The 16,119-nt window shown below is 56.6% G+C and carries 11 protein-coding genes; 2 read left to right on the plus strand and 9 right to left on the minus strand.

The features are described 5' to 3' along the window. The first annotated feature begins 699 nt into the window (after window positions 1-699). Together LG281_RS12945 and LG281_RS12950 are read left to right on the plus strand one after the other, a co-directional pair. On the plus strand, window positions 700-1,074 hold the full coding sequence (locus tag LG281_RS12945) for a hypothetical protein (protein ID WP_404401320.1): 375 nt from the start codon (window positions 700-702) through the stop codon (window positions 1,072-1,074). A 442-nt stretch (window positions 1,075-1,516) separates the two neighbouring features. After that, complete coding sequence (locus LG281_RS12950) at window positions 1,517-2,620, plus strand: glycosyltransferase (RefSeq protein WP_404401323.1); 1,104 nt, start codon at window positions 1,517-1,519, stop codon at window positions 2,618-2,620. On the opposite strand, the gene LG281_RS12955 is transcribed toward LG281_RS12950, so the two are convergent. From LG281_RS12955 to LG281_RS12995, 9 genes are all read right to left on the minus strand, one after another. Further along, window positions 2,583-3,680, minus strand: coding sequence for a glycosyltransferase (locus LG281_RS12955; protein WP_404401325.1), 1,098 nt, complete (start codon window positions 3,678-3,680; stop codon window positions 2,583-2,585). The two genes, LG281_RS12950 and LG281_RS12955, sit on opposite strands and share 38 nt — an antisense overlap. A gap of 68 nt (window positions 3,681-3,748) precedes the next feature. Continuing rightward, on the minus strand, window positions 3,749-7,465 hold the full coding sequence (locus LG281_RS12960; protein WP_404401327.1) for a glycosyltransferase: 3,717 nt from the start codon (window positions 7,463-7,465) through the stop codon (window positions 3,749-3,751). Next, window positions 7,465-9,171, minus strand: coding sequence for a hypothetical protein (locus LG281_RS12965; RefSeq protein ID WP_404401329.1), 1,707 nt, complete (start codon window positions 9,169-9,171; stop codon window positions 7,465-7,467). The genes LG281_RS12960 and LG281_RS12965 overlap by 1 nt, the downstream gene beginning before the upstream one ends. After that, on the minus strand, window positions 9,168-10,406 hold the full coding sequence (locus LG281_RS12970; protein ID WP_404401331.1) for an ABC transporter ATP-binding protein: 1,239 nt from the start codon (window positions 10,404-10,406) through the stop codon (window positions 9,168-9,170). The genes LG281_RS12965 and LG281_RS12970 overlap by 4 nt, the downstream gene beginning before the upstream one ends. After that, entirely contained in the window at window positions 10,403-11,188 is a 786-nt protein-coding gene (locus tag LG281_RS12975) for an ABC transporter permease (protein WP_404401333.1), read from the minus strand. Before LG281_RS12975 ends, LG281_RS12970 begins: the two co-directional genes overlap by 4 nt. A 16-nt stretch (window positions 11,189-11,204) precedes the next feature. Then, entirely contained in the window at window positions 11,205-12,146 is a 942-nt protein-coding gene (locus LG281_RS12980) for a GDP-mannose 4,6-dehydratase (protein WP_404401335.1), read from the minus strand. A 14-nt stretch (window positions 12,147-12,160) separates the two neighbouring features. Beyond that, a complete protein-coding gene (gmd, locus tag LG281_RS12985; protein WP_404401337.1) occupies window positions 12,161-13,150 on the minus strand; it encodes a GDP-mannose 4,6-dehydratase in 990 nt (329 codons plus the stop codon). A gap of 20 nt (window positions 13,151-13,170) precedes the next feature. After that, window positions 13,171-14,586: a mannose-1-phosphate guanylyltransferase/mannose-6-phosphate isomerase gene (locus tag LG281_RS12990; RefSeq protein ID WP_404401339.1), complete on the minus strand. Its 1,416-nt coding sequence runs from the start codon at window positions 14,584-14,586 to the stop codon at window positions 13,171-13,173. Further along, a complete protein-coding gene (locus LG281_RS12995; RefSeq protein ID WP_404406742.1) occupies window positions 14,583-16,028 on the minus strand; it encodes a phosphomannomutase in 1,446 nt (481 codons plus the stop codon). The genes LG281_RS12990 and LG281_RS12995 overlap by 4 nt, the downstream gene beginning before the upstream one ends. Window positions 16,029-16,119 lie beyond the last annotated feature (91 nt).

A 16,119-nucleotide genomic window follows, 5' to 3' on the forward strand; every position in this document is an offset into this window, starting at 1 on the left:
TCGACGACATTGAGAAGGTCAAGCCGGTGGATTTCCGGCCCGTTCTTGCGTCGCCCGGCGCTGGCGCGTGCAGGTTTTTGCCGATCGGGCATCGACTGAGCAGAAGGCACCCCAGGGGCTCGCGCTCCGGTGTGCTCAACGATCGGCTTCCTTCGCCAAGGTCAATTGTGTGCCGTTCCTGTTCGAAAGGCCGGGGAGGACGAGGGCGCAAGCTATTTTGCTGCTTCCCGGGCCTTTGGCACGTTTTGCAGTGCCCCTGTTACCTTTCAAGGCTTTCGGCAGCTGTCGGGTCCCGTATCTTTGCCACATGGGAACGTTTTGTGCTGGAGGACCTTGGAAAGCGCGTCTATGGCAACCCTGGATTCACAGTTCCGCGCTTACCTGGACAAGATCAGGGCGGTATGCCGGTTGGCGGCGTATTTCAGCCGGGTTCTCGGACGAAATCTGTCGCCGATTCATCCGACGGAAATCTCTGCTGTGCCATTGTGTGCAGGTCGGCAATGACGCCGGCGACCAGGCCCGGCGTCCGCAGAAGCGGTCGCCACCGGGACAGCCTTCCCGGCAGCGACCTGGCCAATCCAACCCCTGAAGCACCAGAGGTCAGAATGGTTATCTGTGTTCTGGACGCCCACCCGGGCGCCGTCAACGTGTCTCGTCATCACCGCGTCGTTCATGTGGCAGGTTGAGGAGAATATCCCAATGAAAATCCTGAGCTTGATCAAGGACGGCCATGGCCGTCTGCATGCAGAGCATTGCGCGTCGCCAGACCTCAAGCGAAGAGCGATTGCCGCCGAGACGGGCAGCGCCGTGTTGATCTGGTGCGGCCTTGCCGCGCCGGGGCAGCGGTCTGCAGAGGTGATCTCGGAACTGCGCGCTATCCTCGACGCCAGTCCGCAAGGGGCGGAAGGTCTCGCTGCTGGTGCGCGGCTGGTGATACGCCGTGCGTACTGGTTGACCGTCATGCGTCCTCGCCTTTTTGCGGCGATGAGCAGGGTGCGCCGGTTGCTCCGACGGGCTTTCGGCACGCCTGCCCACAAGGCCAGTTCGGGTCTGCGATCGCAGCCCATGCCATAACGGACACTCGAGCAGGATGGCGTTTCGTTGAATCGCTGTCTTGCTCTATCCTTTGGTGTCGAGGGATTTTTTGCTTTGGCTGGATCTGTTCCAGCTCCCAGGAGGGCGCAAAAGCGTCGAGTAACGGGGCAATCTGACGAGTGCGCGCGGATGCGTTGGATGTAGTGGTCACACGGGAAGAGACAAAGGTCACACTGTACCGGAACCGGCAGACGACGCCATATGCGCGGGCACGGCAGCCGGTCCATCATCTTTGAGGTCCGGTGGTCCCTCACATGCGCGGTTATCATGCCGCCACGACACATGGAAATCTCCGTTACCCGGGCGCTGCACTATAGGATGCGCCTTTGCGTCGCCGCGGGAATATGGCAAACGCAAAGCTGGAAATACGCTTCTCTAACCGGGGCGCGGAAATGAGCAGTTGGCTGTGAGGTTCAAACCGGTGAAGATCCTGCACGTTTACAAGACCTATGTGCCCGAGGACTTCACCGGCGTTCCCCGCGTTATTCATGCAATCGCCGAAGGTTTGGCGGACCATGGCGTTGAGAGCCGCGTTCTGGCCCTTTACGGTGAACGCCCGTCGGACGGGCCGTTCCAGGTTGGCCGGCACAGTGTCTACCCGGTGCGTCGTGATTTTGAAATTGCGTCATCGGGGTTTTCAATCAGTGCATTCGGCGAATTCCGGCGACTATCGTCCGATGCTGATATCGTGCACTACCATTTTCCATGGCCTATGGGGGACATGCTCTATTTGACCCTCGGGCGGCATCGCCCGGCGCTCATAACGTATCACTCCGACATCGTGAAACAGCGGCGGTTGTTGAGGATCTACGAACCGATGATGCATAGATTCCTCGGGGGAGCGGATGCGATTGTGGCGACGTCTCCCAACTATCTTTCATCAAGTGCGGTGCTGGATCGGTACAAGGACAAAGTTCATGTCATTCCGATCGGGTTGCCCAAGCGGGCTCGTCTCGACGAGGATTTGGTTAAGCATTGGCGCCAGCGAGTTGGAGAAGGCTTCTATCTCTTCGTTGGCGCGCTTCGATACTACAAAGGCATTGGCACACTGATCGAGGCGGCTCGCCAGTCCGGGCTTCCTGTCGTTGTTGCAGGCAGCAACGACAGGGAGGAGCTTGACATCGGGCAACTGCCAAAGAATGTCGCCTATGTCGGGGAAGTGTCGGAGGCCGATAAAGAGGCTTTGCTGGACCTCTGCGCCGCGTTCGTATTTCCTTCGCACCTGCGATCTGAGGCGTTTGGCGTTGCTTTGCTTGAGGCCGCGCGAGCGGGAAAGCCTATGATATCGTGCGAATTGGGAACCGGCACGAGCTTTGTGAACGCGTCAGGTGAAACCGGTATTGTCATCGCGCCAGCGGATTCGGGGCAGCTGTCGCACGCGATGGTTCAACTCGATGCCGATAAGGACCTGAGGGATGCTATGGGCAGAGAGGCGAGGCTGCGGTTTGAACGGTTGTTTCGCGCCGACACCATGAGCCAAGGATATCTCAAGCTATATCATGCACTGGCATCGCTTCCTCGATGACCGCTTTCATGCCTGCAATGAAGCGGTCCCGCGAAAAGAGTTGGGCACGTTCTTCGCATGCCATACGCATGGAAGCAGCCTTTTCCGGAGTCATGTCCTTGATGGCTTTGACAAGGTCAGCCGTGGTGAATGCCGGATCCAGAAGCACGCCTGTTTGGTCAGGGATGATCGTTTCAAGCAATCCACCTTCCGCAACACCGATCACCGGCTTGCCGGCTGCCATGGATTCAACGGGCGACATGCCGAAGTCTTCGTCGCGCGGTAGATACACGGTGGCGATAGCATTGCCGACAAGGTTGAGAAGCTCCTTGTCGGTGACCCAACCAAGGAAGGTGATGTTGGGCGCATCGGCGGCCATCTTTTGCAGTTTTCCGAGGTCCTCTCCGCCCGAGGCGATTATGAGGCGTTTGTCGGGCATCTCTTTGAACGATTCGACAATGCGCTCGACGCGCTTTAAGGGCGTGAGGCGGGCCGTTGAAAGGTAGTAGTCACCTTGCCCGCGCCATGTGAAGTGGTCGGTATCGACCGGTGGCGGCACAACGATACTGTCCCTCCCCAGATAATGGCGGATGCGCGTCCGTGTATTCTCTGAATTGGTGAGGATAAGATCCATGCGCGAGATAGCCTCGAGATATTGCGGTTCGAACCACAGCATCAGCGCGCGCGCGGCCACACGTTTTGGCCAGCCGTGCCGGCCCAGAAAATGTTCGCGCTGATCGTAAAGAAAACGCGGGGGCGTGTGGCAATAGAAGATGTTGACGCCCTCCCCCTTTGGGGCCGCAAGCGGTGCGGCGACACCGGAAAAGATACGAGTGGCAAAACGTCTAGCAAATCGTCGATTGCGTTGAAAAAGTAGAGACAACGCTGGAAGACGCAGCCCAAAACCGCGAAGCACGGATGCGAGATCGAGCGAAACGGTCTTTGGGGGGAAAGCTTCGAAGGCGTATGAATCAGCGGACCGGTAGCCGAGAACAAGCGTCGATCCATCAAGAGCCTCGGCGAGCGTTAAAATAAGGCGCTCGCCACCACCGCGAATTGCGAAATAATCGTGGTAAAGCACAACGTTGCTAAACAATTTTCGATCCCGGAAAGCTCTTCAGAACAGAAAGGCGAAACAGTTCCCAAATTTCAACCATGCAGCGGCGCACTACCAATAAGGTCATTTACGCGCGTTGCCGGTACCCGGTTTGAGAGCCCACTAGAATGCTTGCGCATCAGGGCAGTCAGCATTCCCTCCAACCTGTGCCCAAGGCGAGAGTAGCGGTGCTGGGCGCGCCAATTCTCCGCCTGCTGAATGATTTCCCGATAGGATGTGGAATCGCTTGAAATCTGCTGTTTCAGGTTTTCCAGCCCGTTGGCAATATCCTCGGCAGAGCACCCCGGAAGATGGAATACAGCCGGTGATACATCGTCAAAAATGGGTAGTGGCGTTACAGCAATTGGTTTACCGGTGGCGAGGCCGTAGCGAACCGCACCGCTAGCGGATTCCCCTGTCGTTTGATAGGGAAAAACGATGACGTCTGATTCAGCCAAACGGGCCAAGCTTTCTTCGTCCTTGAGGAAAGACGTTTCCAGTTCAACTATGTCCTGCAGCCGTTTCCGGGCGACCAGCGCCTTTGCCTGATCGATTAGATGACGTGATGCAGGATCAGGATACTCCGCATTGACCAGCTTTAGTTTTACATGGTGCTGCCGATCACGGAGAAGCGATACAGCTTCAATTAGCTCGATGAGACCTTTATTGGGCAAGAAAAAGCCGTAGGATCCAATTATGAATTCTCTTTCATTGCTTGTTTTGTCCGACGTCTCGACCAGCTCATGATCCAGAATGCCATGCGGGAAGAGGGTGACGTTTTCAACCAACCCTAATGCTTTGAGCCGATTCAAATCAGGAATGGTATGAACGAGAATACGCGCGCAGCGCGACAATGGTTCGCGTAGCAGTTCAAGCCGCCTTCTTCTGTTCCAATCAGAGTCGCCTACGGGATCAGCTGTAGCATGTAAGGTGACAACAACGATACGCCCCTCACGGGTCAGCGTGTCCAGAAGATCCCCAAGTTGCACAAAATCAAAAAAACTATAGTTTACCTGTATGACCGTAACGTCCGAGCCGAGACGCTGTATCTCTGAACGTAGGTGCCCCAATTCATTTTCACCGCCAACTGACCAGCAGCGATTTACATTATCCCGATCGACGCCAGTTACCTCCTGGTTATCAGGCGCCAAGATGTCGACGACCAAAGATGTGTTGCTTATCAGATGTTCCGAATAGGTAGCAATTCCGCAACGCGTGTTCCAGGTTGTGACCCAGCCCACTTTCGGTGGTACGGCTGTCGGCTCGGTGGCGCAATCGCGAGCGAAAGCAACGCTACGTTCGGCTACGTCCCGCCAACGGAATTGTTCCAGAAGACTTTGGCGACCAGCACGGGACCGCTTCTTACGCTCGGACACTCCGACTTCAAAGACTTCTCGCATCTTGGCTGCAAGATCCTCAACGCGCGGGCGCGCCCATGCCGAGGAAAAGACGCCGAAATGAGATTCCGCGCGTTCAAAATCGTAGTCCACCAGCCATGCAGTCTGCTGGTTGCAGAAATCCAGTTGCCCACTCCAGTTGGTCGTAACAACGGCCAGCCCAGAAAGCATGGCTTCGGCCAAAGGCAAGCCGAAGCCTTCCGCCTTGCTTGGTGCAACCAAAGCTTGGCTTTGCAGATAAAGCGCTTTCAATTGTGCATCAGAAAGGTCGTCTTCGATGATGACGACTTCGGGATAGTCCTCTCTGTCCGCCCTAGCCGCAGTCAGCCATTTCTGGACCTCGTTATGGGGATTGGGAAATGTCTTGATCACCAGTGCCACATCGTCATTAGCGGTGAAGGCACGGCCATAAGCCTCAAGCATTTCCTGTACGCCTTTTCTTGGGAAACAAGAAGAGACGTGTAGGAATCGAAAGACACCATTCGTCGATAGTTGGAATGCCGGGTCGGGGCTTACGCTTTCCCAATGATCGACGCCAAGAGATGCAACACCGAGGCGGCAAGTCACGCCATGGTCGATCATGACCTTTTCGACATGGCGGGACATGCAGGTCATACCGTCCAGATAGGCGCTGAAACTGTCTGCCCAGTCCTGAGGGAAACCCGATTCCTCCCATCCGTAGCTGTGAAGCAGCGCAGTGGTGCCTGCAATATCGGCAACGCGGGGTGGATAGAGGTTCCGACTGACCACATGCGCCATATCGGGCGCTATCGAGTTGGAAGCGTCGTGAAGCCTTGCCAGATCCGGATTGGCGTCAAGAAAAGCAGGATTGGGCGGAAAATCTCCCGGCCCTTCCGTGGAATGAAGCGCAACATTGTGTCCAAGGCCGTCGAGCGCACGGGCAAATTCCCTGTTCAGCAGCGCCAGGCTGTAGCTGCTGTCGAAAGGCCCCTCGATCCGCCACTTGAGCGTGGACGGCAGAGCATTGGTGCGCGGCCGACGGCGCACTTCTGCTTCGTTCGCGGCGATTGCATCCGCTAGCGCCAGAACGTCCTTCTCTGAAGGCCCTGACTTGTCACGCGGCAAAGCCGCAACTTCGTCAATGAGCGCTGCCGTCAGGGCTTGGGGTCTGGGAGGCGGGGCAGATACCGCTTCCGCATGGAGACGCTCCATCGCCCGAAGGGCAATTTCCGCACTCATTTCCCAGGTGAAGCCGCGAGCGCGCTTCGGACCCCATTGTGCCAGATCAGCACGAAGCGCTTCGTCCGTGAGGACGGCCTCCATCTTCTCCATGATCGCGTTTACGTTATAAGGATCGAACAGGATATCCTGCCGTTCTATGACCTCTCGGAGGCTGGTTTCTCCAGAGGAGATCACGGGTGCGCCGCAGGCCATAGCCTCAAGTGGTGGAAATCCGAAACCTTCGAACCAGGACGGGAAAACGAACGCCGAGCATGAGGTATAGAGCCCGATTAGTTCCCGGTCGGTCATGTGACCGAGGGGCACAACTGATCCACGCGGCAAGCCGTTCTCTGAACGCCATTTATCGCCAACAGCCCATATATGATGATCATCCAAGCACCCGAGAACGGCAACCTGATAGGTCTCTCGCATTGGCGACGGCAACCTGGAGAAAGCCTCGATTAGACGCTCCACATTCTTCCGGGGCTCCGCACCGCCGGCGGTCAGGATAAACGGCCGGACAAGTCCGAACTTGGCGCGGAGTGCCGCTTCCGCTTCGGAGCCAATCGCATGGGGACGGAACTTGGGGTCTATACCAGCAAGTATGGATACAACCCGCTTCTCATTAAACTGTAGCCGCTCGATCCCGTCTTTCCGGGTATGCTCAGAAATAGCGAGTAACAAATCGGCTCTTTGGAGGCGCTCAACGCTCGTTCTATACCATTCTTCAGCAAGGACGTTCGACAGGTATTGCTTCGGAAAAGCAAGTGGGATCAAATCATATAATATCGCAGCTGTTGGAGGCGAGTACTGCGAAGTTTTTAGGTTGATAGCCACGTCCTCGCTAAACCCCTCGATGGCACTCGGCACCAGCAAGACATCAGGATTTAGTCCAGCCAGAAAGGTTTCCCGCACCGCCTCGCTTGCAGATCGCCTCCACCGGTTAGCCGAATTCTCCCACGCGGTGGGGCCTATCCCGCGCCACACGACAACATCGTCAGAAGGAACATGGCTTGTAAGCTCCTGGCGCAGGGAATCGATTGTGTGGGCTTGGAGATTGCTGACGGCGAGGATTATCTCATGTTGGCCCTTTTTTGCCAAAAACCCCTTGAGGAGTCCCATCGTATACCGGCCAATTCCACGCTTGGCGCTGCCCGTTTGTGCAGCTTGCATATCAATGACGATGCGCATCAGTGGGTCTGTCCTCCTTTCGCCAACGCTCCTTTTAGGTTTGCATGGATCTGTCGAGCGCGTGGCGAAAGGCTTGGCAATACTTGTTCCCCTTCTTGCTGGTTGACGGTTGTGGGGATAGGCGGGAAAACTATGCGACGCAGCCGCATCTCAACAGGTGCCGGTAAGCGGCGTACTAGCCACTTGGCTCCTGCCTTGAGTGATGGATGAGCCCAGACGAAACGTCCACATTTCGATATGCATGCTTTCGCAATCCTACGCGGCCGCGACCCTGGTTTCAGCGTTATCCAAGCCCACGCGCCGCGGATAGCCCAATGTGGCCAGTCCAGGGCGCGAGAGGCGATGCGCAGTGGGGCGGTAAGGCGCCAAGACTTGCTGGCTCTGAGCGCTGCAATTTCCGCCGCGCGAGCCTCTGCCAGCTGCCAGTGGTGATGGTTGGACTGATGAACTTCATGCAGTTCTCTGCGGGAAGCCTCCAAAGCGGCTTCAGCCGTAATTCTGGCGCGTCGTTCGCGGGCAAGCTGAGTCTCGCTCGCAGCCCTCCGGTCGTGCTCCTTGGTGAGACGTGCATCCAAAGCAGCACGTTCCTCTTCGATATGGTTGCTCATTTCGTTGATGCGTCGATTGAGCGTATTAATGGTATAGGCTTCTTGTCTTTCCACCCGCAGCACAAGATCGCCTCGCCGCTGTATCTCATCCAGCAGGCGCTTATTGTACTTGCTGCGTTTGGGCCGATCGGGTTCGGCGGCCCAGCGGCGCTCAAGAACGCGCTCTACTGCATCAGGATCGCAACCGCCCGCCTTCAACCATTCGATGACTTGTTCTTCAAGCGGAGTAAAAAAATCCCTGTCCGTATCGCCGAAAGGCGCCTGCGGCGATGCACAATCGGAAACATCGATCCCATTGATCCCTTGTGCCTCAAGATTTTCGACCGTCTGCCTCGCGTATGAGGGGTCCGTCGACAGTTGATCGATATTGATCTCGATATCGGCTGCCGTCTCGGCCTCGATCATGGCGAGCATGAACAGCATGAAATCGATGAGGTAGCTGTGCTCGGGTTGGAGCCGGCGCGCTTTGTAGAACTCAAACTGCGCGCTAAGATCGCTCTCAGGACAGGGAATAAAGCCAATATGCGCCTTGAGAAATTCAACCGGTTCCGGCGGGAGCACAGCATTTAGTATCATTTGCTGCGCAGTTGCAAAATATTCGGTCACCTTCAGTGACCACCACTGATCCCACGGATTGCGCCAAAGGTGGATATGCACGCCTCCAAGGCGCCCCTTCAGAGCGGCAATCCGTAACGGCGTGCGGCATTCCTGAATGACCGTTCGCCGGGACGTCGCTTCGATCAAGGCCTGAAGATAGGCGGCAGTCTTGTCAATTGCGCTTCTACCAAAATAATCTGCATAAACTACGTCAGATTCAAGTATATCTTTCCATACGTTATGAATATCATATAATTCTTTAAAATAGCCACAACCTATTTCTGGGTGCCTATTCACCTTCATTGAATCATTAGAGACTAGTAAAAAATCGTTCAGCGACTCGGGATTATCCTTCGCCGAGAAAGCGATTTCATGGATTGGCTCCTGAAAGCATGTGTAGGGCGCTTCGCCATTGATCCTTGCGCGACGAAAAACATGAAAGAGGTAGGTGCTGCCGCTCCTATGCAGCGAATGAATAAAAATTGGCTCTGGTCTCGTCATGAGACCACCTCAAGGTCAAAAGCAGCATCGAGATGCGTCGTGCCGATGAACTGCGGGTAATCTGCATTGATGACATCGAAAACGATTTTATTGTCGGCTTTGTGATAGCAACCAGCCAGATGCGTGTCGTCGCGATGTACGCCGTAGGAAATCGCATAGGAGCCGTCGCCAAGTGAGCAGGTGAAACGCAGTCGCGATACAATGACCTGTCCCTTGCTTGCGTGCTCTATGACCTGACCAGTGCGCCAAAGATTGCTCCCCCAGATGATATGTCCCGTTCGATCAGTAATTCGGTGACCAAGTACGAGCTGTTCGAGATTGTCCAAAGCGCGGATGACAGTGCGGATTTCGACCACTTCTCCGGTTTTTACCATCTGAATCGGCGTTTCCTCGCCGGGTCGATAGAGATCGATTGACTCCACTCTGGCTCGAAAATCTCCGAACTCGGTGTAGCTCCAACCGTTTTTTTGGCGCCGTTGTTCTATGGAAAGCTTTGCGTTCTCCTTTTCGGCGATCAGCGCGTTGTAATAGTCCACGACTTCGTCGGGGGGGCCGTCGCGCAGAACCTTTCCTTGGTCGAGGAGGATGACCCGTTCGCACAGGGCGCGCACGTCTCCCATGCTGTGGGTGACGAAGAGGATCGCCGTGCCCTCCTCCTTGAACTGGCGGATGCGGTCGAAGCTCTTATGCTGGAAATAACTGTCGCCGACGGACAGAACCTCGTCGACGATGAGCACCTCCGGCCGCACGGCGGTCGCCAGCGAGAAGGCGAGGCGAGCCTGCATGCCGGAGGAATAGACGCGCAGGGGCTCGTCGAAATATTCGTCAAGCTCGGCGAAGTCCTCGATCTCGGGCATGAGGCGGGTGAGTTCCTCCTGGGAGAACCCCATCAGGCCGCCCGCCTGGTAGACGTTTTGCCGGCCAGTGAATTCGGGGTTGAAGCCGAGCCCCAGCTCCAGGATGGCGCTGATGCGCCCGGCGACCGAGATGCGGCCGGTCGTCGGGCGCACCGTGCCGGTGATCAGCTTGAGCAGCGTGCTCTTGCCAGCGCCGTTCTGCCCGATGAGCGCCAGCGCCTCGCCGCGGTTCAGGGTGAAACCGATGTCGCGCACGGCCCATGCTTCGCTGACCGGACGCACTTTGGCGCCGAACCAGGAGGCAAAGCGGGCCATATTGGACGAATAGGCCGCATAGCACTTGCCGACACCCTCAACATGAAGCACGATCGGTTTCATAGCGCATCCACTAGTTCCGGGCTCGCCCGCTTGAAAACCATGAAGGACAGGACAAGCAGCACGGCCGACAGGGCCACTGGGACGACCAGAGGCGCAAGATCCGGCCAGCGATCAAACACCATCGCCTCGTGATAGATCTCCACCAGTGGAATCATGGGATTGAGGCTGAGCACCCAGCGCAGATGATCCGGCACAACCGAGACTGGATAGACGATCGGCGTAAGCCAGAACCAAAGTTGTAGGACGACACCCACCGCCTGGCCGATGTCGCGTACGAAAACATTGAAGATTCCTAGCAGCATGCCGAGGCCGAAGGCGAAGACGGAGACCAACAGGATGCCGAGCGGTAGCGCGAACCAAGCCATACCCGGCACCTTGCCCAGAAACAGGAAGACCACGGCGATCGCCACGAGTAGCAGCGCATGGTTGAGCAGAGCGCTTCCCCACACGATCACCGGAAGACAAATTCTCGGGAAGGCGATCTTCTTGAGCGTCGCGGAATATTCGATGAAGACCGTCATGCTGCGGCTCACGATCTCGCTGAACAGCGTCCAGGCGGCCATTCCCGCCAAGAGGTACATCGGATAAGCCGCCTTGTCGTCGATACCGCCGAGCTTGGCCCCCAGAACTTCTGCCAGGATCAGGGCAAAGATTGCGGCCTGGGCGAGGGGATGCAGGATCGACCAGAACAGACCAAGCTTAGATCGCGCATAGCGACCGCGAAGCTCTCCAACAATCGAAGCAAGTATGAAATGTCGAAAGCGCCAAAGCGCACTAAGCATGGCAGTCAAACTCCGGTCAGTGTTTTTTCACGCGTTCCCGGCAGTCTGCCAGGAGATCAGCCAGCGTTTGTTCGAACTCGTACTGAGGTGACCATCCCAGCAAATTTTGTGCCTTTTGTGCGTTACCAACCAAGCGTGGTACATCACTCGGTCGCAAGCGCGCAGGATCTTGGGCTACCTGAATTTCGGTCGAGCTGATAGACAGGAGTATATCAAGTACCTCGGAAATTCGGCGAGCCTTTCCTGAAGCAACATTTAGAATCGTACCCGGAGGAATGATGTCTGAATGCAACACCGCTAGTGCGTAGGCAGAGGCAACATCACGGACGTCTAGAAAGTCACGCTCGGCATTGAGATCGCCAACATTTAAGGTGGGGTCCACAAGGCCTGCCTCTATCCTTGCAATTTGCGCCGCAAAGGCTGGCGCGACGAAATCTTCCGATTGTTCCGGACCAACGTGGTTGAATGGGCGCATGCGAATGCATTTGAGACCGCGATGTGTTAGTGCGCCAAGTGCGATGTCTGCAGCGGCTTTGGTTGCACCGTAGGCGTCCATAGGAGCCAGGACGCAGTTTTCATCAAGTGCTTGGCCCGTTTTAGCGCTCTCGCCATAGACGAGACCAGACCCCGCGTTGACGAGGCAGCAATCGGGAGCAATGGCAAGAATCGCATGAGCGACGTTGAGCGTGCCTTGCAGATTAACTATCCAAGCTATTTCCGGATCACTGGCGGCGATCGACGGTGCCGCGATGCCTGCAAGGTGCAAAACGTGGGTCGGGCGATGGCGCCTTATAATGCGATCAACTTGATTGCGGTTGGTGACGTCAAGTGTCACGTCGGACGCCGTGCCCGCTTTTGACGTAAGAACAAGTTCGATGCCGGGCCCGTGCACAAGTCGCATAGCCTTCGCCACATGTGAACCCACAAGTCCCTTTGCGCCCGTTACAAGCACTCGCATTTGCTTTACCACGCCTACAGGTGCGTAAGGTGTTTTAATCGTTGCAGGTCGGCTTCCACCATTTCGGCAACCATCTCCTCGAGCGAGGTTTCCGGAGCCCAGTCAAGCTCTTGGCGCGCCTTTTCGGGATTTCCCAAAAGAACGTCGACCTCAGCTGGACGCATGTATCGCTCGTCTACGGCAACATAATCTTCAAAATTCAGCCCAACATGGCCAAACGCAATCGCGCAGAAATCCCGGACGGAAGTTGTTCGCCCCGTCGCGATAACAAAATCGTCGGGAGTGTCCTGCTGTAACATTAGCCACATGGCTTTAACGTAGTCGCGAGCATGTCCCCAATCCCGCTTGGCGTCGAGATTGCCGAGAGCAAGTTTGTTCTGCATCCCGAGCTTAATTCTGGCAACGCCGTCCGTGATCTTACGGGTAACGAATTCGATGCCTCGTAAAGGCGATTCGTGATTGAACAAGATGCCGCTAGACGCGTGCATGCCGAAGCTCTCGCGATAGTTTACAGTCATCCAATGAGCATAGAGCTTGGCCGCGGCATAAGGCGAACGCGGATAGAAAGGCGTTTTTTCCGACTGAATGGGCTCCTGAATCAGCCCGAACATTTCGGATGAGGAAGCTTGGTAGAAGCGGGCTTCTGGGCATACCAGACGCACCGTTTCCAGCATGTTGGCCGCGCCAAGCCCTGTGACTGACCCGGTGAGCAAAGGCTGCTGCCACGAGGACCTGACGAAAGACTGGGCGGCAAGGTTGTAGACCTCATCCGGCTCGACTTCTCTCACGATTCGAATGAGGCCTGACAGGTCTGTAAGGTTGCCGTCGTGCAGACTAATTTTGCCGTCGATATCAAGCCACTTCAGACGGGCGTCGACAACATCGGCAGAGGCGCTGCGGCGCAACAGGCCATGCACCTCATAGCCCTTATTCAGCAGCAACTGCGATAGATAGGCCCCGTCCTGTCCCGTCACACCGGTGATCAGGGCAACCTTTTTCGTCATGCGAATTGTCCTATAGCTATTTATGCTCGTCCGTAGACATCGTCGAAACGGACGATATCGTCTTCACCCAGATACTCGCCGCTCTGCACCTCGATGAGCACGAGTGGTAGGATACCCGGGTTTTCCATACGGTGTTTATGTCCGCAAGGTATATATGTGGATTGATTTACCGACAGCAGGATCTCTTCGCTACCATTCACGACCTTTGCTGTTCCGGAAACGACGACCCAGTGCTCCGCCCGGTGGTGATGCGCCTGAAGAGATAAGCGCGCACCTGGTTTGACCTCGATGCGCTTGATCTTGAAGCGGTCACCTTCTTCGAGCACCGTGTATGTGCCCCATGGGCGATGTGCTGTCCGATGGAGCTTTGCTGCTTCATGGCCCTCCGATTTGAGGCGGTTGTAGACAGCCTTGACCTGCTGTGCCTGGTTTCGATGAGTGACCAGCAATGCGTCCGGCGTGTCGACGACGAGGAGATCGTCCACCCCTACCAAGGCAACCATGCGATCCTCTGCATGCACGAAACAGTCGCGTACACCCTCAAGAATTACTTCTCCCGTAGCACGGTTCCCCGATTCGTCGGCACTGACCAGATCCGCCACGGCCGCCCAAGAGCCAATATCCGACCAACCGCATGAAAGAGGCACAAATGCGACGCTTTCGGCCTTCTCCATCACTGCATAGTCGATGGACGTGGCAGGCGTCTGCGCAAAAATGTTGCGGTCGACCTCCAAAGTTTCGCTCTCACCATTCGTGCCCCGCTTTGCGGCGCCGAGTGCGCCGCGCGCGCCTTCGACGATTTCGGGGCAGTGTTTTTCCATCGCCTTGATCATGGCGCCGGCGGAAAATACGAACATGCCCGAGTTCCAGAAATGTCTGCCGCTCGCGAGATAGGACTCGGCGACTGCCCGATCCGGCTTCTCGACGAACCGCTGCACTTTGTTGCCTTCCGCCTCGATGTAGCCGAAGCCCGTCTCCGGACGGTCGGGCGCAATGCCGAAAGTGACGATATCTTCCGCTCCGGCCAGTTCGCGCGCTTTTAAAACGGCATCTGTGAAAGCCGCTTCGTCCGCGATCAGATGGTCAGCCGGCAGGATGAGGAGGATCGCCTTCTCTCCATGAACGTCCGCAACATGAAGAGCGGCCAATGCCACGGCCGCAGCCGTATCGCGTCCTTCCGGTTCCAACAGAAATGTACTTCGGCACGCAGGTGCGCTGGCCTCTTCATAAGCGTCGCGTGTTAAAAACAGGAACTCGCGGTTGGTGACGGTAACGATGTCTTTGACATCGTCCAGGTTGGCTGCGCGTGCATAAGTCTTGCCGATCAGCGTGCCGCCACTGGGCAACTCCAGGAATGGCTTGGGATGGGCTTCACGCGACAGCGGCCATAGCCGCGAACCTGCCCCGCCGCTGATAATTACTGGAACGAATGTCATACCCTCTCCGTCTTTCCCGTCTCGTGTACGGCCAGGTTCATGCCCCAAGTGAGTAGGTCGCCGGCACGCGCCTCGGTTTCCGCTTCGACATAGCAGCGCAATTCCGGCGCGTTTCCCGAAGCGCGATAGTGGACAACATCGCCTGTCCTTAAGTGAACGCGTACACCATCGGTCGAATCAACGCTGCTAACGTCGCCGATTTCAGCGAAGGCTGCGCGGAGTGCACTGTCTCCGTCAAGCAAACGCTTGAGAAAGAGACCGCTTCGTTCGCCTGGCACATTCTGCAACCGGTCCGCTAGAGCGATGCGGAAGCGGAAGTCCGCAGCAATAGCGGAAAGGGGCCTACCTTTGGTCGCGATTTCGCAAAGGCATGCCAGAATGGGCAGAAAACTGTCGCGCGTCGGCAAAGCGCTGAGATGGCGGCCATCGCGTTCAAAATCAGTGCCCAGCATCACGCCACCATTGGCCTCGAAGCCGACGACCCGCCGGGCACTCTTGCGGCGCATGTCCTCCATCCCCCCTATGACGTGAGGAGAACCCACTTTTGTGCGTAAGACGTTTTGGAAGTGTCCACACGTTTCCAACGCAGAATTGGCCGTTACCGGAGCGACGATTGTGTCGGCGCCCAACCAAGCCGCAGCGATTGCACCGACAAGATCGCCACGTACAAACCGTCCGCGCTCGTCTGCAACAAGTGGACGGTCGGCGTCGCCATCAGTCGAGACTATGGCGTCAAATCTTTCCTCGGAGCTCCATTGCTTGAGGAGCGCGATGTCTTCTTCCCGTAGTGCCTCGGTGTCGACGGGTATAAAGCTTTCGGAACGTCCCAGAGCCACAGCTTCTGCCCCCAGCGCCTCCAGCACCTCGACGATGAGGTCGCGCGCCACCGACGAGTGCTGATATACGCCGACTCTCAGCCCCGAAAGGACGTTCGGCGGCAGAAAGCCGAGATAGCGCTCCTTAAACGCCGTCGATACAGTCAAGTCCGGTTCGCTCAAACTGATGGTTTCGGGCGCAGATAACCTGCGAGATAGGTCGGCATGCGCCGCTACAATCGCGGCTTCGTCCCGTTTGTCGATTTCACCGTCGGCCCGATAGAACTTGAGGCCGTTCCGGTCATCGGGAATATGGCTTCCTGTCACCATAATCGCCGGCGCGTTTTGTGCCATCGCAAATGCGGCAAGCGCAGGGGTTGGCAAGGCGCCACAATCGACCGGCTTCAATCCGCTATCGGCAATTGCCGCATAGCAGAGCGCTGCGATATCCGGGCTTGATCGTCTCAGATCCTGGCCAATGAGTACCGGCTTACCCGTTTCGATGTCGCCCCTGGTCGCCAGCACATCAAGGAATGCTCGTGACCAGGCGTATGCCGGCAAGCCATTCAGTTCCTCGGCCAGCCCTCGCAGGCCGCTGGTCCCAAATTTTAACGATGAGCTTGCCATGAGACCTTGTCGTTTTCGAATATCGCAATTTGGAGCGTTTTGTCCGGATAAAGCATGCGGCTGACAATGCCAAGACAAAGATCATGGCGTG

It is taken from the genome of Pelagibacterium halotolerans (assembly GCF_044811015.1).
Lineage (GTDB): Bacteria > Pseudomonadota > Alphaproteobacteria > Rhizobiales > Devosiaceae > Pelagibacterium > Pelagibacterium halotolerans_A.